This window comes from Microbacterium sp. 67-17 (genome assembly GCF_001898325.1).
GTDB classification, from domain to species: domain Bacteria; phylum Actinomycetota; class Actinomycetes; order Actinomycetales; family Microbacteriaceae; genus Microbacterium; species Microbacterium schleiferi.
Map to the genome: position 1 here is coordinate 20,922 of NZ_MKTR01000021.1, position 19,846 is coordinate 40,767.

At 65.8% G+C, this 19,846-nt stretch carries 17 protein-coding genes; 10 read left to right on the top strand and 7 right to left on the bottom strand.

Annotation, left to right across the window (positions count from 1 at the left end; all coding sequences use genetic code 11):
• Positions 1 to 12: 12 nt before the first annotated feature.
• From BGO47_RS09170 to BGO47_RS09185, 4 genes are read left to right on the top strand one after another with little or no spacing between them, the layout of a single operon-like run.
• Complete coding sequence (locus BGO47_RS09170) at positions 13 to 1,071, top strand: type II glyceraldehyde-3-phosphate dehydrogenase (RefSeq protein ID WP_292711009.1); 1,059 nt, start codon at positions 13 to 15, stop codon at positions 1,069 to 1,071.
• A complete protein-coding gene (locus BGO47_RS09175; RefSeq protein ID WP_292711011.1) occupies positions 1,061 to 1,378 on the top strand; it encodes a DUF2933 domain-containing protein in 318 nt (105 codons plus the stop codon). The genes BGO47_RS09170 and BGO47_RS09175 overlap by 11 nt, the downstream gene beginning before the upstream one ends.
• Positions 1,375 to 2,385 (top strand): DMT family transporter, encoded by a 1,011-nt coding sequence (locus tag BGO47_RS09180; protein ID WP_292711014.1) that lies wholly within the window; start codon positions 1,375 to 1,377, stop codon positions 2,383 to 2,385. The genes BGO47_RS09175 and BGO47_RS09180 overlap by 4 nt, the downstream gene beginning before the upstream one ends.
• A complete protein-coding gene (locus tag BGO47_RS09185; protein WP_292711017.1) occupies positions 2,382 to 3,896 on the top strand; it encodes a multicopper oxidase family protein in 1,515 nt (504 codons plus the stop codon). Before BGO47_RS09180 ends, BGO47_RS09185 begins: the two co-directional genes overlap by 4 nt.
• 306 nt (positions 3,897 to 4,202) lie before the next feature.
• On the opposite strand, the gene glnA is transcribed toward BGO47_RS09185, so the two are convergent.
• On the bottom strand, positions 4,203 to 5,627 hold the full coding sequence (glnA, locus tag BGO47_RS09190) for a type I glutamate--ammonia ligase (RefSeq protein WP_292711021.1): 1,425 nt from the start codon (positions 5,625 to 5,627) through the stop codon (positions 4,203 to 4,205).
• A 141-nt stretch (positions 5,628 to 5,768) separates the two neighbouring features.
• Between glnA and BGO47_RS09195 the strand changes: the two genes are divergently transcribed.
• Complete coding sequence (locus BGO47_RS09195) at positions 5,769 to 6,164, top strand: RDD family protein (protein ID WP_292711024.1); 396 nt, start codon at positions 5,769 to 5,771, stop codon at positions 6,162 to 6,164.
• Positions 6,165 to 6,179: 15 nt separating this feature from the next.
• On the opposite strand, the gene BGO47_RS09200 is transcribed toward BGO47_RS09195, so the two are convergent.
• Entirely contained in the window at positions 6,180 to 6,890 is a 711-nt protein-coding gene (locus BGO47_RS09200; protein ID WP_292711027.1) for a DUF4191 domain-containing protein, read from the bottom strand.
• Between the two features lie 155 nt (positions 6,891 to 7,045).
• Here BGO47_RS09200 and BGO47_RS09205 point away from each other — a divergent pair, with 155 nt between their 5' ends.
• Positions 7,046 to 8,386: a hypothetical protein gene (locus tag BGO47_RS09205; RefSeq protein WP_292711030.1), complete on the top strand. Its 1,341-nt coding sequence runs from the start codon at positions 7,046 to 7,048 to the stop codon at positions 8,384 to 8,386.
• Between the two features lie 33 nt (positions 8,387 to 8,419).
• Here BGO47_RS09205 and sucB read toward each other — a convergent pair whose 3' ends face one another.
• The 3 genes from sucB to BGO47_RS09220 all read right to left on the bottom strand — a co-directional run bounded on the left by sucB (position 8,420) and on the right by BGO47_RS09220 (position 13,022).
• A complete protein-coding gene (gene sucB / locus BGO47_RS09210) occupies positions 8,420 to 10,105 on the bottom strand; it encodes a 2-oxoglutarate dehydrogenase, E2 component, dihydrolipoamide succinyltransferase (protein WP_292711033.1) in 1,686 nt (561 codons plus the stop codon).
• Between the two features lie 62 nt (positions 10,106 to 10,167).
• Positions 10,168 to 11,541 (bottom strand): dihydrolipoyl dehydrogenase, encoded by a 1,374-nt coding sequence (gene lpdA, locus BGO47_RS09215; protein ID WP_292711036.1) that lies wholly within the window; start codon positions 11,539 to 11,541, stop codon positions 10,168 to 10,170.
• A complete protein-coding gene (locus BGO47_RS09220) occupies positions 11,538 to 13,022 on the bottom strand; it encodes a leucyl aminopeptidase (protein WP_292711039.1) in 1,485 nt (494 codons plus the stop codon). The genes lpdA and BGO47_RS09220 overlap by 4 nt, the downstream gene beginning before the upstream one ends.
• Positions 13,023 to 13,105: 83 nt before the next feature.
• Between BGO47_RS09220 and BGO47_RS09225 the strand changes: the two genes are divergently transcribed.
• The 3 genes from BGO47_RS09225 to BGO47_RS09235 all read left to right on the top strand — a co-directional run bounded on the left by BGO47_RS09225 (position 13,106) and on the right by BGO47_RS09235 (position 16,318).
• The gene (locus BGO47_RS09225) at positions 13,106 to 14,023 is read left to right on the top strand and encodes a PAC2 family protein (protein WP_292711042.1); all 918 of its coding nucleotides are present in this window, start codon (positions 13,106 to 13,108) and stop codon (positions 14,021 to 14,023) included.
• Positions 14,024 to 14,246: 223 nt separating this feature from the next.
• Entirely contained in the window at positions 14,247 to 15,623 is a 1,377-nt protein-coding gene (locus BGO47_RS09230) for an RNA polymerase sigma factor (RefSeq protein ID WP_292711045.1), read from the top strand.
• Entirely contained in the window at positions 15,620 to 16,318 is a 699-nt protein-coding gene (locus BGO47_RS09235; RefSeq protein ID WP_292711048.1) for a coenzyme F420-0:L-glutamate ligase, read from the top strand. Before BGO47_RS09230 ends, BGO47_RS09235 begins: the two co-directional genes overlap by 4 nt.
• A 6-nt stretch (positions 16,319 to 16,324) precedes the next feature.
• On the opposite strand, the gene BGO47_RS09240 is transcribed toward BGO47_RS09235, so the two are convergent.
• Together BGO47_RS09240 and BGO47_RS09245 are read right to left on the bottom strand one after the other, a co-directional pair.
• The gene (locus BGO47_RS09240) at positions 16,325 to 17,341 is read right to left on the bottom strand and encodes a sugar-transfer associated ATP-grasp domain-containing protein (protein WP_292711051.1); all 1,017 of its coding nucleotides are present in this window, start codon (positions 17,339 to 17,341) and stop codon (positions 16,325 to 16,327) included.
• 32 nt (positions 17,342 to 17,373) lie between these two features.
• Positions 17,374 to 17,595 carry a hypothetical protein gene (locus BGO47_RS09245; protein WP_228178845.1) on the bottom strand — a complete coding sequence of 74 codons (222 nt, stop codon included), beginning with the start codon at positions 17,593 to 17,595 and terminating at the stop codon, positions 17,374 to 17,376.
• 157 nt (positions 17,596 to 17,752) lie between these two features.
• Between BGO47_RS09245 and BGO47_RS09250 the strand changes: the two genes are divergently transcribed.
• Positions 17,753 to 19,828, top strand: coding sequence for a DNA topoisomerase IV subunit B (locus BGO47_RS09250; RefSeq protein WP_292711167.1), 2,076 nt, complete (start codon positions 17,753 to 17,755; stop codon positions 19,826 to 19,828).
• Positions 19,829 to 19,846: the final 18 nt, after the last annotated feature.

Here is a 19,846-nt window from a genome sequence, read left to right on the forward strand (position 1 = left end):
AAAGGCACGCTCATGAACCCCATCCGAGTCGGCGTCAACGGCTATGGTGTCATCGGCAAGCGCGTCGCTGACGCGATCCTCCTGCAACCGGACATGCGCCTGATCGGCGTCGCGGACATCGCCACCGACTGGCGCATCAAGTCCGCCGCGAACCGATTGCCCGTGTTCGCCTCCACCGCTGAGGTGCGGCAGGGTATGCACGACGCGGGTGTGACCGTCCGCGGGAGCCTCGACGAGCTGCTCACGCAGTGCGACGTGATCGTCGACACCACCCCCAAGCATGTCGCGGCCGGCAACCTGGAGCGCTACCGCGGGGCTGGGGTGAAAGCGGTGCTGCAGGGTGGCGAATCCCACGCCACCACTGGGCATTCGTTCGTCGCCCAAGCCAATTACGCCACCGCCCTCGGCCGCGACAGCACCCGGGTGGTGTCCTGCAATACGACCAGCATCGTCCGCGTCCTCGGCGCCTTGGACACGGCGGGGCTGCTTCAGCGCGCCCGCGGAGTGCTCATCCGCCGCGCCACCGACCCGTGGGAGTCGCACCTGGGTGGCATCATGAACACGATGGTCCCGGAGCCGACCATCCCCTCCCACCAAGGTCCCGACGCGCAGACCGTTCTCCCGGGCCTGGATGTCGTCACCATCGCAGCCAAGGGCGCCCACACCCAGACGCACACCCACTTCTGGACACTGCAACTATCCCGGGAGGCCGCCCGGGATGAGGTGCTGGACGCCCTCCGTGCCGCGCCCCGCATAGCCTTCATCCGCATGTCCGACGGCTTGATCGCCCTCAATTCCACCATCGAGCTGATGCGCGACCTCGGCCGGCCCCGAGGGGACATGTGGGAAGTCGCCATATGGGAAGACCTGGTCACCGTCACCGGCAACGAAGCGTACCTCGCCTACCAGGTCTACAACGAGGCCATCGTCGTGCCCGAGACCATCGACGCGATCCGCGCCCTCTCCGGCACCGTCACCGATGCCGAGACCTCGATCCGCCTTACTGACAAGAGCCTTGGCATGCGCCAGGACTTTCTCACCCGTCCGGAGGACTCCGACCATGACCGATGACCAGCATCCGCACCCCGGTCAGGAACCAGGTGTCGCTGCGCCGCGGCGACGGATGCCCCTGTCTGCCTGGGCCATCATCGGCCTGGCCGTCGTCGGAATCGTCATCTACCTGTTCATCGACCACTTGCCGCACGTGCTCGCGGCCCTCCCATATGTGGCGATCATTGGCATGGCAGCGATGCACATCTTCGGCCACGGCCACCACGGCGGCAGCCATCACACCAATCACGACCACGCAGGCGGTGCTCGCCAGGATGGCGCCGCCGTCGACGGTGAGACCAGCAATGGCCCCCGCGATCCGTCATGACCGTCGCCCACCCGTGGCTGCGTGCCACCCCAGTCGGACATCCTCGGCCCTGGCGGATGCTGTGGATCACGGCAGCCTGGGGTTCCTGTTTCGTCGGCATCACCATCGCCCTTGAGGACGCGCCGGTGCTGTGGCTCGCGGCACTGCGGGCCCTCATCGCTGGTGCCGCCCTCGCGTTGCTCATCGGCATCCAACGGGTGCCGATCCCGCGCGACCCGCGGACCTGGGCGCTCGTTGTCTGCCTCGGAGCGGTGAACATCGCCGTGGTGTTCGCGACGATGTTCGGCGCTGCTACCGGACTGTCTACCGGAATCGTGTCGGTGCTCGCCAACGCTCAGCCGATCCTCATCCTTCTGCCCGCGTGGTGGATCTATCGCGAACGCCCCACCCCCGTCGCCATCGTCGCCATCGCCCTCGGCTTCGCCGGGCTGCTCGTGATCGTGTTGCCGGTAGGGCTTGGCAGTGGGGCGTGGATCGCGTTGACCTCGGCGGCCGCTACGACTGCCGGCACCCTCATCGGGCGGATCGTGCAGGCGGACCCGCGATTCGTGGCCGCCGCGCAACTGCTCATCGGAGGGGCTCTCCTCGCTGGCACCGCCGCTTTCGCGGAAGGACCCCCGAGGATCTACTGGAGCATCCCGTTCCTTCTCGCCCTCCTGTTCCTGTCGCTGGTCGGGACCGCCGCGACGACAGTCGCGTGGTTCACCGAAACCCGACGTGCCCGTCTTGACATCCTCGCTGCGTGGACCCTGCTCGTGCCGGTGTTCGGAGTGCTCCTGTCCCTGGTGGTCCTGCGGGAAGACCCCGGTCTGTGGGGCTGGATCGGCATTGTCATCGTGCTGATCTCGATGGCCTTGCTCGCAGCGGGATCCCGGTGCCGATCCTCCGCGGCGGGAATCGCGGCAGTAGCTACCGTCCCACGAACCGCCGAACACGCAACGCCCGACTCGGACGGACGAGACGAAAGTCACCGCCACCCCATGCGACCCGAGAGGAAACACCGATGACTGTGCCATCAGACCCGCGTACCCGCTTCCTGCTCACACGACGAGCGTTCCTCGGCGTTAGCGTCGGCACCCTCGCGACCATTGCGCTGGCCTCCTGCGCTCCCGCTGCGAACTGGGTGCAGCCCGACGGCGCCCCCGTGCGGGAGGCCGAACGCCGCCGCGGAGGCACCGGCAAGGTCACCACCGCGACATTGACCGCCGCACCCAGTGCGCTTGACCTCGCCGGGACCACCGCAGCCACCTGGGCGTTCGGTTCGATCCCGGCCCCCGTGATCCGTCTCGGCGCTGGAGACACACTGAAAGCGACCGTGCGCAACCAGCTGGACACCGACACCTCCGTGCACTGGCACGGGCTCGCACTGCGCAACGACATGGACGGCGTACCGCCAGTCACCCAGCAGCCCATTCGGCCCGACGAGAGCTTCGACTATGAGTTCATCGCCTCCGACCCTGGAACCTACTGGTTCCACCCCCACGTCGGGGTGCAGCTGGACCGCGGCCTCTACGGAGCACTGATCGTCGAGGATCCTGCCGAGGCCGGAGATTACGACGACGAATGGGTCATCATCCTCGACGACTGGCTCGACGGCGTTACCGCCACTCCCGACGAGGTCCTCGCCGAGTTGAGCCGGGGGATGGGAACGATGACAGGCGACATGTTCATGCGCATGGGCAACACGCTCATGGGCGCCACGTCCGACCTACTCGGCGGCGACGCCGGTGACGTCTACTACCCGACCTACCTCATCAACGGGAAACCGGCTGGGGACCCCGCCCAGTTCACTGCCTCGCCTGGTCAGCGGATTCGGCTTCGGATCATCAACGCCGGTAGCGACACCGCATTCCGCGTCGTAGTCGGCGGACACACGCTCACGATCACTCACACGGATGGGTTTCCCGTCACTCCGAGCGAAGTCGACAGCATCCTCATCGGCATGGGAGAGCGATACGACGCGGTCATCACCCTTGCAGATGGCGTCTTCCCCCTGATCGCGCAAGCCGAAGGCAAACGCGACCGCGGTTTCGCGCTCGTCCGCACCGGCGACGGCTCGGTGCCTGCAGTCGACGTAAGCGTCCCGGAACTGGACAGCGACCGCGTCGGTACCGCAGACCTACTCAGGGCAGCCGGTGAGGTAACGCTGCCGACAAGAGGGCCCGATCGACAGGTCTCCATCGCGCTCACCGGAAGCATGGCCGCCTACGACTGGGGCGTCGACGGCCGCCGCTTCGACATGAGCGACCCGCTCCGAGGCGCACATGAGATCCGGCAGGGGGAGCGTGTCCGGCTCACGATCGACAACCAGACGACGATGTGGCATCCCTTCCATCTGCACGGTCACACCTACCAGCATCAAGACGGCGGCCCCCGGAAGGACACCTCGATCATCCTGCCGCAACAGACCCTCACCGTCGACTTCGACGCCGACAACCCCGGCCTCTGGGTCGCCCACTGCCACAACATCTACCACGCAGAAACCGGCATGACCACGGTGATCGGCTATCGGGCGTGACTACGGACCCGGTCACGACAGTGAACAGGTAACAGCGCCGTCGACCGGACGGGGGCCGTGGGTCAATGCGGTGTGACCGCATCGTCACACGACGCGGCTTGATTGTCGGTCAGCCTGGCCGCGCCGCAGCCGCTGACGGCACCGCAGAAGCGGTCGTCCGTCCCGTCCGAAAACCTGTCCGTTTACCGCCCGTAGCCGTCCGTAAACGTCCAGAGGTAGACTGAGCCCCAGACGGCGACTGCCGCCTGGGGCTCAGTAAATTGCTGGCCTCTGAGACCGGGAGTGCGGTCCCAAAACCCCTCGGAATCAGACCCCGAAGTACAACTCGTACTCGAAGGGGTGAGGACGGGCGTTCATCGGCTGGATCTCGTTCTCGAACTTGTAGTCGATCCACGTTTCGATGAGCTCGGGCGTGAACACGTTGCCACGCAGCAGGAACTCGTGGTCGGCGCGCAGAGCGTCGAGCGAGTCGAGCAGCGAGTTCGGGACCTGCGGGATGAGCTTGGCCTCCTCGGGGGGCAGCTCGTACAGGTCCTTGTCGACCGGCTCGTGGGGCTCGATGCGGTTGATGATGCCGTCGAGGCCGGCCATCATCTGCGCGGCGAAGGCGAGGTACGGGTTGCCCGACGCGTCGGGAGCGCGGAACTCGATGCGCTTGGCCTTCGGGTTGGTTCCGGTGATCGGGATGCGGATCGCAGCCGAACGGTTACCAGCCGAGTAGACCAGGTTGACGGGAGCTTCGTACCCCTTGACCAGACGCTTGTAGGAGTTGAGCGTCGGGTTGGTGAACGCGAGAACCGCGGGGGCGTGCGCAAGCAGGCCACCGATGTACCAGCGGGCGATGTCAGACAGCCCACCGTAGCCGGCCTCGTCGTAGAAGAGGGGCTTCCCATCGAGCCACAGCGACTGGTGGGTGTGCATGCCGGAGCCGTTGTCACCGAACAGCGGCTTGGGCATGAAGGTCGCGACCTTGCCCCACTCGTTCGTCGTGTTCTTGACGATGTACTTGAACTTCAGGATGTCGTCAGCCGCGTGCACCATCGTGTCGAAACGGTAGTTGATCTCCTGCTGGCCACCGGTACCGACCTCGTGGTGCGAGCGCTCGAGAACAAAGCCGGACTCGATGAGCTTCAGGGTGATGTCATCGCGCAGGTCGGCGGTCTTGTCGACCGGCGAGACGGGGAAGTAGCCGCCCTTGTAGGGAGTCTTGTTGGCGAGGTTGCCGCCGTCCTCTTCGCGGCCGGTGTTCCAGGCGCCCTCAGACGAGTCGACGGAGTAGAAGCTCGTGTTCTGCTTCACTTCGTAGCGCACGTCATCGAAGATGTAGAACTCAGCCTCGGGTGCGAAGAACGCGGTGTCCGCGATGCCGGTGGAGGCGAGGAACTTCTCTGCCTTCTTGGCAACCTGACGCGGGTCCTTGTGGTAAATCTCGCCCGTACGCGGGTTGTAGATGTCGAAGATCATGATCAGCGTCTTGGCCTCGCGGAACGGGTCAAGGTACGCCGTGGTGACATCCGGGATGAGCTGCATGTCCGACTCGTGGATGTTCGCGAAACCGCGGATCGAGGATCCGTCGAACAGCTGGCCGACGGTGAAGAAGTCCTCGTCGACGGTGGATGCCGGAATGTTGAAGTGCTGCTGCACACCGGGGAGATCCGTGAAACGGATGTCGAGGAACTTGACGTCCTCGTCCTTGATGAACTTCAGCACCTCAGATGAATCTTTGAACATGAAGACTCCAGAGGTAGGGCGTGGTGATACCCGTGTCGGGTTTCCCAAAACGGTAGTCGGCAGGGATTGCCCTGCCGTGTCCCTATTGTTTCGGGCATGTTACGAGCCTGTCGAATCGGCGCGCCCAGATAGGCTCTTCCGGTGACCTCAGTTGCCCAGGACTACCCCGGTAAACGCCTCGGACTTGCGGAGTCTGGACCCGGATCGATCGGTCGACTCGGTCGTCGAGTCGGTGCGTTGTGCGTCGACTACGGTGCGGCGTATCTCATCTCTGGGTTCTTCGGGTGGGACGCACTCGCCATTCTCGGGATCTTCGCGCTCATCCAGATCGCGTTCCTGCCGACGTTGCAGGGCAGCCCCGGACACCGGATCTTCGGGTTGACCCTCCAGCGCGTGGAGGGGGGCTGGGTGGGCCTGTGGCGACCCGTGCTGCGCACGCTGCTGCTGATTGTCGTCATCCCGGCTGTCATCTGGGACGCCGATCAGCGTGGGTTGCACGACAAGGTGGCGGGCACAGTCCTGCTTCGTAGTCGCTGACGGTGCCGCCGGGACTCAGCGGGGGCGCGGTGCCCGAACCTTGGTGGGATCGATGCCCTTTGGGATCGGCAGCGAGGTCAGCGTCTGGGAAACTGAGTCGACTCGCTTGATCACGGCAGCCATTGTTGCGCGGTCGATCTTCTTGGGAAGCTTCTTGATCCTGGTCGCGAGCTGCGAGATCGGCACGTCCTCTTCGCCGTGTCCGACGTAGAGCACCGTCAGCGGTACACCGGATGCCACCCGCTGAACTTTCTGGCGTTCGTCATTGACCAGCCGAGTCAGTCTCCCGCGTGAGCCCTCGCCGATAATGACGACGCCGCCGCGGCCGATGACACGGTAAACAGCTTCTTGGGTCTTGGGGTTGACGCCGACCGGGTTCTCGTTGGCCTGCCACGAACGTCCCAACGAGGTGGAGATCACGTGGCCGGTGGCGCCGGGTACGCCGTCGATGCGCTTGTACATCGCGCGTGTCGACAGGCGCGTCGTCAGGGTCAGACCTATCAGGACACCGAAGAGAAGACCCGTGACACCCCAGAGGATGATGCTCCAGACAGCCACCGGCGGGATGAGGAACCCGATGCCCACACCGAGGGCGGCACCGGCGAGCGCGACGCCGACGAGCAGCCAGGGGAGTCCCCGGTAGGTCTGCTGCGTGAAGGTATACAGGGTACGAAGCTGCGAGAAAAAGCCGGGCCTCTTCTCGGGTGAGGACGCGCGTGCTGCCATCCCTCCAGCGTACCCGTGACGGACGCGCCGCATGAGTCGCCGGCTCGCCCAGCCGCATCTGCGCGCCTTCCTCCCCAGGCTGCGATCGGGATCGCGGGTCCCCGCATCGGCGCTGGGCTGACTGCGAGTTTGGTATGGCTGTTCAGGCTGGGGACATGAGTGATGCAATGCCCGGGTGGGCGGATGATCCGTTCCTGATCCCCTTCACCCCGCTGCGTCGGGTCACGACACGAGAGTCTCCCTACGCGGGAACGCTCGTGCGCAGCCCGGCAGGCGTCCACCTGCTGATCGATCCCGAACAGGTGCCTGCGGGGGAGCTGTTCTGGACGCCGCAGGAGGACACGCACGTGATCCGCGCACTGGATGTCGTGCACATGGGTACATCGCGCTCTGAAGCCGCCGTCGGCGCGCTGGTCGAAGCGTGTCGTGAGCCTCTAGAAACCTACCTCGAGGTGCGTGACAGCCTGCTGGCGCCGGTCACGGAGCCGGAGTGTGCCACGATCATGATCAGCCTGCTGCGGGGGGCGAACGAGTTGCGCGCAGCAGCCAGTAAGGATCTCGGCGGAGCATGGTGGCTCTCCGCTTCCGCCAGACCCGTGTTCGCGCTCATGCCCGGCGCGGAACCCGCTGCGCAGAGCGCCTGCCGCATCCTGAACCGGCTTCCGCTCGATGATGCGCGGGGTGGCTCCGTCAGGGATGCCATCGTGGCTGTCTTGCGGGCCGATGACATTCGGGCAGGTGGTATCGACGCCTGTGAGCGCGCCGTGTTCGAGTGGGTCGAGCCGGGGCCGCTTCGCCCGTCCTCGAAGCCTCCGGCCCCAGTACGGCTCACACCGAGCCCGGCAACCGTTGACTCGCCGCTGCGCGCGGAGTCCCGGCCAGTCACGCCGGACGAGCCTGCTGCCTTCGATCGGCTCGTGCGCGGTGGCGATGGCGGATGGCACGAGACGCTCGCGGACGTGGCCGCTTCTGCCCGTGGCGCCATGCGTTCCCTCCGGCGTCGCCCGAGAGCGGAGCGCCCGGTCAGGCGGGGCCGACTGGTGATCGCCGCTGTTGCCGTCGGCGTGGTCCTCGCCGTCGCCGTCACGTTTCTGACCCCCGACGCCCGGACTGCGCCAGCGGACAATGCGCCGACCGGGGGAGGCGCGCCGTTACCGGCTATCGGAGAGGCTACCTCGCCCGACTCAGGGCTCGAGGAGGAGTCGCCCGATCTGTCCCGCGTGGCGGGCGTGATCCTCGACGCCATGTCGACGTGTGCCTGGGATGCCGCCTGTGTGGGGACGATCTCCGAGCGTGGGGACGTGGCACCCGCCGCCGGGGCCGCCACCGCTCCTGCTGCGCTTCGGACCCTTCACCTTGTCGACGAGTACGGGGACGTCGCCGTGGTCCGCGCCGAGGCTGACAGCTACCCGCCGCAGCTCGTTGTGATTGCGCGCCACGATGACAGATGGCTGCTGCGTGAGGTGCTCGACCTCACGCAGCAGCCATCTTCGTAGCGCTGGTGCGTTTCCTTTTCGGCGTCGACCTGGTCAGATACCGAGGTCGCCGGCGAAGTCCGCCTCTTCGAGGCGAGCCTTCACGGCACCGAGGAAGCGTGCGGCATCCGCACCGTCAATGATCCGGTGGTCGTACGACAGCGCGAGGTAGACGTACGAGCGAACCGAGATCGCATCCTTTCCGTCAACCTGCACGACACCGGGTCGCTTGACGACGGTGCCGGTGCCGAGGATCGCGGACTGCGGCAGGAAGACGACCGGCGTGTCGAACAGTGCACCACGGGAGCCGGTGTTGGTGAGCGTGAACGTGCCGCCGGCCAGCTCGTCTGGCTTCAGCTTGTTCTCGCGCGTGCGAGCCGCAAGGTCGGCGATCTCGTGAGCGATCTGAGCCAGGTTCTTCGTTGCTGCATCACGCAGCACAGGAGTCAGCAGTCCCCGCTCGGTGTCGACGGCGATCGAGAGGTTCTCGGTTGCCGGGTAGACGATCGAACCATCGTCGACTGTGGCGTTGATGACGGGGTACGCCTGGAGAGCCTCGGCAGCCGCGAGTGCGAAGAAGGGCAGGAACGAAAGCTTGTCGCCAGTCTTCTTCTGGAACTCGCCCTTCACCGCATCGCGGAACGCCGCGACCTTGGTGATGTCCACCTCCACGACAGTGGTCAACTGAGCCGTCGACTGCATGGACGCGACAGCGCGCTCGGAGAGAACCTTGCGCAGACGCGACATCGGCTGTGTGGTCCCACGGAGCTCAGAAACCTCGCGGGCAGCGCGCTTGGGCGCTTCGCTTGCAGCCGCGGGAGTTGCCGCCGACTCGGCAGCGGCCAGGACATCCTCCTTGCGGATCCGCCCCCCGACGCCGGTTCCCTTGACCGTCGCGAGGTTGACGCCCCTCTCCTGCGCGAGCTTGCGAACGAGCGGAGTCACATACGTCTTGCCGTCGCCGTCGGTCTCGGAAGCAGTTTCCGCGGCCGCGGACTCGGTCGCCTCGGACGAGGTCGCAGGCGTCTGCGCGGTCTGGCTCGATGCTTCGGGCTTCTCGGGCTCGGCCGCCGGCTTCTCCGGTGCACGCTCCGGCTCCGGCTCCGCGGCGGGAGCGGGCTCAGGCGCGGACTGCTGCGGAGCGCCGTCACCGATTCGGGCGAGCGTCGCGCCGACAGAGACTGTCTCGTCTTCTTGCACGAGAATCTCCTGCAGCGTTCCCGCGACAGGGGAGGGGATCTCGGTGTCGACCTTGTCGGTGGAGATCTCCAGAAGCGGCTCGTCGACCTCAACGGTGTCACCGACGGCCTTGAGCCACCGGGTTACGGTGCCTTCCGTCACGCTTTCGCCGAGCTCTGGCAGGACGACGTCCTTTCCCTCACCGGAGGGAGCAGCCTGCGCCGCGGGGGCGGGGGCGGGCTCTTCGGCCGGGGTGGGCTCCGGCTCGGGAGCCGACTCCTGAGGCGCCTGCTCGGCGGGGGCGTCCGACGACGGTGCAGACGAGCCGTCACCGATCTTCGCCAGGATCGCGCCGACCTCGACGGTCTCGTCTTCGTCAACGAGAATCTCCTCGATCACGCCCGAGACGGGGGAGGGAATCTCGGTGTCGACCTTGTCGGTCGAGATTTCGAGAAGCCCCTCATCGGCCTGAACTGTGTCTCCCACCTTCTTGAGCCAGCGGGTCACCGTTCCCTCCGTAACACTCTCGCCGAGTGCGGGGAGGACCACGGAAGTGCTCATGAGTTTGTCTCCTTCAGGATGCCGATGTCTTTTCCAGCTTAGTGATTCTGCAGGGGCGGTCGTCAGATCGCATGCAGCGGTTTGCCCGATAGCAACAGCAGGGCCTCACCGAGTGCCTCGCTCTGCGTCGGATGGGCGTGGATGAGGGGAGCGACATCCTCGGGATGCGCGTCCCACCCGACGAGCAGTTGACCTTCGGTGATGAGTTCACCCACGCGATCGCCGACAAGGTGCACACCCAGGACCGGTCCTTCGCGTCGACGCACGATCCGCGCGAATCCGGATGTGCCCAGGATCTCGCTCTTGGCGTTGGCAGCCAGCGGAATCTCCGCGGTCTGCACGGCATCCTCACCGAACCGTTCGACCGCCGCCGCTGTCGTCAGCCCAACGGATGCCACCTCCGGACTCGAGTACGCGACCCGCGGCACCGAGTGGTCATCGAGCGGGGCGACGGAGAGCCCGGCGATGCGCTCTGCAACCGCGATGCCGTGCGCGAATCCGCGATGGGCAAGTTGTGGCCCCCGGACGATGTCGCCGACCGCCCAGACGTGCGGCGCGCTCGTGCGCAGCTCGGCATCCGTCACGACGAAGCCGGCACTGAGTTCAACGCCAGCTTCTTCGAAGCCGAGGTCTTCGGTGGACGGAACCCGGCCCGCCGCGACCAGAACGTAGTCGGCGGTGCGGGTCGAACCATCCGACAAGGTGACCGTGACGTCGCCCTCACCCGCAGCAACGTCGGTGCACGAAACTCCGAAAGTCGCCGTGATCCCGCGTTTACGGAACGCCCGAAGGAGCGCCGCACTACTGGCTTCGTCTTCCGAGGGAAGCAAACGACCGAGTGGCTCGACGATCGTCACCTCCGCACCGAACGAGCGCCAGATGCTGGCGAACTCGACACCGATGACGCCCCCGCCCAGGATGACGACGGACGCTGGCACCTCGTCGAGTTCGAGCGCGGTGTCGCTGCTCAACACCCGCCCCCCGAGCGGGACGTCCGGAAGCTCGCGGGTGCGTCCGCCGGTGGCGAGGACGATGTCGGATGCCGACAGGACGCGGTCACCGACCCGCACCTGCAGGCCGGGCTCGAGATAGCCGTCACCGATCACGGTCACGACACCGCGCGCGGCGAGAAGTCCGGTGAGACCCGCGTGCTTCTTGCTGACGATCTTGCGGCGGTAGTCGTGGACCGCCGCCATCTCGATGGCCTCAAAGCTTGCGCTCACGCCGTGGTGGGCAGCGTTTCGGACGACATCGGCGACTTCGCCGGAATGCAGCAACGCCTTCGTGGGGACGCAACCGCGGTGAAGGCAGGTCCCGCCGACCTGGTCCCGCTCGATCAGAGCGACGGTGCGCCCGAGCTCCCGTGCGCGCAACGCCGCGGCGTAGCCTCCGGAGCCGCCGCCGAGGACAACGATGTCGAAGGCGTCCGCGCTCATCGGCTCGCCTCGCTGAGGACGAACTCGATGAGGCTCCGGGTCGTCGCAGCGGTCGGACCCATGTCGGTGAACCCGAACGGGGCACCCTTGTTCATGCCCACACCGGCGATGTCGAGATGAACCCACGGGATCCGGGATCCGCCGCCCTCGGCGTCGTCGCGTGTTCCGACGAAGTGACGCAGGAACAGGCCCGCGAAAAGCGATCCTCCCGCGGGGTCGCCGACCTTGGCGTTCCGAAGATCCGCGATGGGGGAGTCGAGTTCGTCCACCATGTGGTCGGGAAGGGGCATCTGCCAGGCGAGTTCGTTGACACGATCCGCGGCCGCCAGGTAGCGGGCGACGGTCTCGTCATCGCCCATGACACCCGCGTGTCGCGTTCCCAATGCTGTGGTGATCGCACCTGTGAGTGTTGCCACATCGACGATCAGGTCGGGGTGCTCACGGCTTGCTGCGACGAGCCCGTCGGCAAGGACCAGCCGGCCCTCGGCATCCGTGTTCAGAACCTCGACCGTCGTGCCGTCGGCGATGCGAAGGACATCACCGGGTCTGGTCGCCGTTCCCGAGGGCATGTTCTCGGCCAGACACAGCCACGCGGACACGCGCACCGGAGCGCCGATCTCGGCGATGGCGCGAAGCACGGCAAGCACCGTCGCAGCGCCGCACATGTCGTACTTCATGTCGACCATGCCGGCTGCGGGCTTGAGTGACAGTCCACCCGAATCGAACGTGATCCCCTTGCCGACCAGAGCCACGTGGCGCGTCGCGCCGTCCGGTGCATACTCCGCGCGGATGAGGCGTGGAGGGCGGACCGAGCCACGCCCGACACCGAGGATGCCACCGAACCCGCCGGTTGCCAGATCGTTTTCGTCCCACACCTGGACTGTTACCGGGAGGCCTGTCAGCAGGTCGCTGGCAACCTCAGCCATGTCAGCAGGGCCGAGGGCATCGGCGGGGGTGGTCACGAGATCCTTCACAAGCGCGACTGCCTCGATCACGGCGCGCACTCGTGCTGCATCCTCGGGCGGAACCGCCGCCGCAGCGTGAACGACGACACGCGTCGCGCGGGGCTTCGGCGGCTCTTTCTTGAAGCTCGCGAAGCTGTAGCCGCCGAGACCTGCGCCTTCGGCGGCTGCGAGCGCCGCATCCGCTGTCTGATGGAACGGCAGAGCCACCGCGACAGTGGCGAACCCGGCCAGAGTGCGACTTCCAACACCGACAGCGTTGCGAACGGATGCCGCGTCCCGACCCGCACCGCTGCCGACGACGGCAACGGGGTGAGCGAACAGCTGCGGAACCGCCACTCGGGCATAGGATCCCGCCGCGCCTGTGAACCCGATCGACTCCAGGCTGTCGCGCAGGCCGGGAAGCGCCTGCCATTCGTCGTCAGTGGTAGCGGAAACGAGAGGGATGACCAACATCACCGCGTCTGCGTCGTGTTCGGTAATCGGGGCTTCGCTGAAATCGACGACAGGACTGGCCATGCATTCATCCTAGGTCGGGGCATGTTCGCTCTGAGCGGCACGCGGCGGGGCAGTCGTAACGAGCGCGCGCCTAGCATGGAGGCATGACCTTGTCGGTACCCGTTTATCACCGCGTCGCCAGCGCCCCGCCGGTGCCCGCGGGTCTGCCACTCGTGATCGCCCTCACCGGTTTCACCGATGCCGGATCTGCCGTGAGCCGGGTCGTCAGCTATGTGAGGGAGGATCTGGAGCCGACCCCGATCGCTGTGTTCGAGAACGACATCCTTCTCGATTACCGCGCGCGTCGCCCCGTCATCTCCTTCGAGCACGACCACCTCACTGACTATCGCCCTCCCCGGCTGGAGCTCTCCCTCGTTCACGACGCGTTGGGTCAGCCGTTCATCACGCTCACCGGATACGAGCCGGACTTCGCCTGGGACTCGTTCACGGCAGCAGTTCTCGACCTTGCCGCGGAGCTTGGCGTGTCGAGCGTTACGTGGGTCCACGCGATTCCGATGCCCGTGCCCCACACGCGCCCCCTGGGAACGACAGTGAGCGGCACCCGGACGGAGCTGACGGCGGCTCACTCGGTATGGCAGCCCGAGACGCAGGTGCCTGCGACTGTCGGCCACCTTCTCGAGTATCGCTTTGCGGAAGCCGCGGCGGATGTCGCGGGATTCGTGCTTCTGGTGCCTCATTATCTCGCAGACACGCAATACCCTGCAGCCGCTCTGGCCGCACTCGATAGCGTGACGGTGGCCACGGGACTGGTCTTCGCCGGTGACGAGCTTCGCGAAGAGAACCGCGAGTACCTCGAGAAGGTGCAGGAGCAGGTTGGCGGTAGCGACGAGTTGCAGCGGATGGTCGAGACGCTCGAAGAGCGCTACGACGCCTACATGGCGGGGGCCACGAACGCGACACCGATTATCCATGCCGGCGACCTGCCGACCGCGGACGAGATCGCCGCTGAGCTGGAGCGGTATCTGGCCAGCCGTCCCGCCGGCGACGACGACAAGGCTTGACGACCAGCATCTCGGAATAGGTAGCGCGTCACACACGTTGTGATTGATATCCGTTCGCGCGGCCGGGGGAGTAGGCCAGGAATCGCGTACGGAGTATGAGACAATGGTGGTTCGACCCATTGTCACCCGTAGCCGTCAGACGCTTCGGGACTTGACAAGGGTCTTACTAGCGTCCGAAACCAACAGCGCGGCAATCAGATTGCCGTGCGCTGAGAGGCGAAACGTGACCGCAAGCACGACACCCACCCGTACGCGCGCCAAGAAGGCCGACGCGGACGATCTGGCAACGGAGATCGAGAGCGACGACGAGGTCGCCACGACTGCTGCCAGCAAGCGTCCCGCAGCCAAGAAGCGTAGTGGTGCGGCGGGCGCAAAGGCCAGTGCCAGGAAGACATCCACGAAGACTGCGGATGACGATGCCGACGACATCGACGAGGACGAAGAACTCGACGAGGCTGATGTTGACGGCGACGACGAGGCAGCCGATGACGAGTCGTCCGACTCGGAGTCATCGGATGATGCAGCCGACTCGCCGGCCGCGAAGGACGCGTCTGACGACGACGACGCTGACGATGACGACAAGCCCGGCAAGCCTGTCTTCACCGAGCCGCTCCCTACTGGCGCCATCGTCATCACCTCGAGCGACGAGGATGATGTCCCGGTCTACTCGACGCAGATCACCGGCGCGACAGCCGACCCGGTCAAGGATTATCTGAAGCAGATCGGTAAGGTTCCGCTGCTGAACGCGGCCGAAGAGGTCGAGCTCGCTATGCGGATCGAGGCGGGTCTGTTCGCCGAAGAGAAGCTGTCGAACATGACGCCGGCAGAGAAGTCCAGCCAGCTTGGCCTGGACCTGCAGTGGATAGCCCGCGACGGTCAGCGCGCCAAGAGCCACCTGCTCGGAGCTAACCTGCGCCTGGTGGTCTCGCTTGCGAAGCGCTACACGGGTCGCGGGATGCAATTCCTCGACCTCATCCAGGAGGGAAACCTCGGCCTCATCCGTGCCGTCGAGAAGTTCGACTACACGAAGGGCTTCAAGTTCTCGACCTACGCGACGTGGTGGATTCGTCAGGCGATCACCCGCGCGATGGCAGATCAGGCCCGCACCATCCGTATCCCGGTGCACATGGTCGAGGTCATCAACAAGCTCGCCCGCGTCCAGCGTCAGATGCTGCAGGACCTCGGTCGCGAGCCCACCCCCGAAGAGCTCAGCCGTGAGCTGGACATGACCCCCGAGAAGGTCATCGAGGTCCAGAAGTATGGCCGCGAGCCGATCTCGCTGCACACGCCGCTCGGTGAGGATGGTGACAGCGAGTTCGGTGACCTCATTGAAGACACCGAGGCTGTCGTCCCGGCTGACGCTGTCGGGTTCACGATGCTGCAGCGTCAGCTCGAGTCCCTGCTCGACTCGCTCTCGGAGCGAGAGGCCGGCGTCATCCGCATGCGTTTCGGACTCGGCGATGGCCAGCCCAAGACGCTCGACCAGATCGGCGACACCTTCGGCGTGACCCGTGAGCGGATCCGCCAGATCGAATCGAAGACGATGGCCAAACTTCGCCACCCGTCGCGGTCGCAGTCCCTGCGGGACTATCTGGAATGACCGGCGTCGCCAACGAGGGGAAGTCGCTCGACGTCGAGATCGACGGCACGAGCTATCGCCGGATTCCGATCCGCACGCGCGTCGTGATGCCCGGTGACGACCTGGATGCCATCATCCGCGAGTACGCCCTCGAGAACGCTGTCGCCGGCGACACGCTGTTCGTCACCGAGAAGATCGTCGCGATCACGCAGGGTCGCTCGTACGCGGTCTCGGATATCCAGCCGCGCAAGCTGGCGCTCTTCCTCTCGCGGTACGTGACCCGAACTCCGTACGGGATCGGCCTCGGAATGCCCGAGACCATGGAGATGGCGCTGCGCGAGTGCGGCACGCCCCGCATCCTGTTCGCTGCGGCAGTCTCGGCAGTGACGAAGGCGTTCGGGCGTTCAGGTGACTTCTACCGGATCGCCGGAGACCGAGCCCGTGCGATCGACGGCCCGACGAGTGGGACGATCCCGCCCTATAACAGTGCTGTCGTACTGGGCCCCGAGCGTCCGCGCGAGGTGGCTCAGCATCTGAAGACGCTGCTGGCCCCCGGTGTCGAGGTTGCGGTGGTGGACATCAACGACCTGGGGGGGAACATCCTCGGGTCGACGCTCTCGAAGAGCGACGAGAAGACGCTGCTCTCCGTGCTTCGCGACAACCCCCTGGGCCAGGGCCACCAGTCCACGCCGCTCGGAATCGTGCGCGCCGTCTAGCGCTACTCAGAAGCCGATCGCAGCCCGGTACCGGGGCTTGTGGCCGGTACGGATGCCGGTCACGCTGGGCTTGTTCTCGTAGACCCCTGCCGCCCAGTTCCCTTCGACGAGGACCGGACCGGCGGGAGTCACGACGACGTCCCAGCCGACATAGCGCACCGTGGGAACGACGCGTGCCACCGCATCGATGAAGAGCTTCACCTCGTCGAGCATCGGCAGAGTGAAGTCCGAGATACGGCGTCCGGTGTCGGGGTGCAGTTCGTGCACGTTGCCGTGAGAGTCGTAGCCGGCGCCCACCGCCCGGCCGTCGTCATCGAGCATCGAATAGAAGCCGCCGAAGCTCATCTGATCGCTGACCTCTCCGCGGCCGAACTTCTGCGCCATGGCGAGGATGTGTGTGCGTTCGCCGTCGAAGAAGGTCGTCACCCGGGTCGTATTCACCGTGCCCGGGCAGAAAGCAGCAAGGTCAGGATGCTGGATGATCACCTCTTCTGCGAGGAGTTCGCCGCGCTCGAGCAGACCCGTGTGGAAGGCCGCCCAATCTGTCACGGCGTCCGCCCGATAGCGGTGCACGCCGGATCCTGCCTGACCGACCGGCTCCTTGACGATGACGGTGCCGTGGCGCTCGACGAAGTCGCGCAGTCCTTTCGCGTTGTCGGGCGTGATCGTCATCCATTCGCGGTGGAGGAATGGCGCAAACGTGCGGTTGAACGCGATCTTGTTGTGGAACTGGGAACGGTGCCGCGGATCGTCGTAGCGCTGTGACAACTCGTTCGAGACGGGATGCGTCATGTAGGTGTCGCGCTCCGCGCGGGTCAGCATCGCGAAGTCGTAGTCGACGTAATCCTGGAATCCCACCTGACGCACGCCCGCCGACCAGAGCATGTCGGCGAGCACGGCAGGAGCCCACCGATCGTGCTCCCGTGACGCTTCGCGCGCGCGCTGCCACAGCGACACGACATCGATCCGTCGTGCGCGCGCGGCGCGGTAGTGCATCCGCGTCAGCGGATCAAGCGAAGCCATTCAGGGGGTACGGGGTGTTCGGTGTGCTGAAATCATTCAGCGCTGAGACGGTGCGTCTCGTCGTGCCAGCTCGTCGCGACCTCGCGCAGCTTCTCTTCGTAGCGGCGTCCGTGGTGGGCGCAGAAGAGCAGCTCGCTGCCGTTGACTTCGGCGGCGATGTAGGCCTGAGCGCCGCACGAGTCGCAACGGTCGGCCGCGGTAAGACGGCTCTCGATGACGTCGATCTCTGCGGGGGAAAGGGTAGCCATGGTCATGCCTCCTCGGTGCGTCACTCCTGGCGGTGTCATGACATACAACCATGGGGATGTTTCGGGTATGCCGCGAACGGGTCACATTTCGCTGAGCGCGTACGCGGGTACGCAGCGCAGCGTGCCTGCCGGCCGATCGATGGGGCCGCGCGTAGTCTGAACGATTGTGACCTCCGAGTACTCCGCCCATCATCTTCAGGTGCTTGAAGGCCTCGAGGCCGTCCGCAAGCGGCCTGGAATGTACATCGGATCGACCGACTCGCGCGGTCTGATGCACTGCCTCTGGGAGATCATCGACAACTCCGTCGACGAGGCACTGGCCGGGCACGGGTCGACAATCGAGATCGTTCTCCATGCCGACGGAAGCGTTGAAGTGCGAGACCGTGCCCGCGGGATTCCGGTCGACATCGAACCGCGCACTGGGCTGTCGGGCGTCGAGGTCGTGTTCACGAAGCTGCACGCCGGCGGAAAGTTTGGCTCTGGGTCGTACAGCGCCTCGGGCGGTCTGCACGGCGTGGGAGCGTCAGTCGTCAACGCCCTGTCGGAGCGATTGGATGTCGAGGTCGACCGGGGCGGCAAGACGTGGGCGATGTCGTTCCACCGTGGTGAGCCGGGCGAGTTCGCGGGCCCCACGCCTGACTCTGCCTTCACACCGTTCGAGAAGAGTTCCACTCTTCGTGCGGTCGGGAAGGTTGCCAAGGGTGTCACGGGAACGCGCATTCGGTACTGGGCCGATCGGCAGATCTTTACTCGTGACGCGGCGTTCTCGCTTGAGGACCTGCAGCAGCGGGCGCGCCAGACGGCGTTCCTCGTGCCGGGCCTATCGATCACGATCACCGACGAACGTGACCCCGAGGCGCCGCTCACGACGGAGTATCGCTTCGATGGCGGGATCTCGGAGTTCGCGGAGTTCCTCGCTCCGGATGCCGCGGTCACCGATACCTGGCGACTGCAGGGCACCGGTACCTTCACCGAGACTGTTCCCGTGCTCCAGGCATCCGGGACCATGGTTCCGACCGAACTCGAGAGATCGTGTGAGGTCGATGTCGCGGTTCGGTGGGGGACCGGCTACGAGACCACGATGCGATCGTTCGTGAACATCATCGCGACGCCGAAGGGTGGCACGCACCAGCAAGGCTTCGAAGCCGGCCTGATGAAGGTGATTCGCGCCCAGGTCGAGCAGAACGCGCGCAGGCTGAAGGTCGGCAACGACAAGCTCGACAAGGACGACATCCTGGCGGGGCTCACAGTCGTGCTCACGGTGAGGGTTCCCGAGCCGCAGTTCGAGGGGCAGACGAAGGAGGTCCTCGGCACCCCGGCCGTGCGCCAGATCGTCTCGACCGTGGTCTCCCGCGAGCTCGCGGCACGATTCGCCTCCACCAAGCGCGACGACAAGGCGCAGACGTCGCTCTTGCTCGACAAGGTCGTCGCCGAGATGAAGGCTCGCATCTCAGCCCGCGCGCACAAGGAGACGCAGCGTCGCAAGAACGCGCTGGAGTCATCGTCGCTTCCGGCCAAGTTGGTGGACTGCCGCTCGAACGACGTCGCCGACTCTGAGCTCTTCATCGTCGAGGGTGATTCGGCTCTGGGCACTGCCAAGCTCGCGCGCAACAGCGAGTATCAGGCGTTGCTTCCGATTCGCGGGAAGATCCTCAACGTCCAGAAGGCGTCGATCAGCGACATGCTCTCCAACGCGGAATGCGCATCGATCATCCAGGTCATCGGTGCCGGATCGGGTCGCTCGTTCGACATCAGCACGGCGCGCTACGGCAAGGTGATCCTCATGAGCGACGCCGACGTCGACGGCGCTCACATCCGTACGCTCCTGCTCACCCTCTTCTTCCGTTACATGCGGCCACTGATCGAAGAAGGCCGAGTGTTTGCCGCCGTTCCGCCGCTTCACCGCGTCATCGTGAAGCATCCCGGGTCCAAGCCCAACGAGACGCTCTACACCTACAGTGAGGCAGAGCTCCATGGTCTGCTGAGCCGGCTGACCAAGGCCGGCCGCACGTGGCAGGAGCCCATTCAGCGCTACAAGGGCCTCGGTGAAATGGATGCCGAGCAGCTCGCGACCACCACGATGGATCGCGCTGGTCGTACCCTGCGTCGCGTTCGGGTTCAGGATGCCGAAGCCGCGGCATCCGTCTTCGAACTGCTCATGGGCAATGACGTCGCGCCGCGGCGCGAGTTTCTGATCGAGTCGTCGGACCGGCTCGCTCGCGAGCGCATCGACGCCTGAGCGACGCCTGAGCGACGC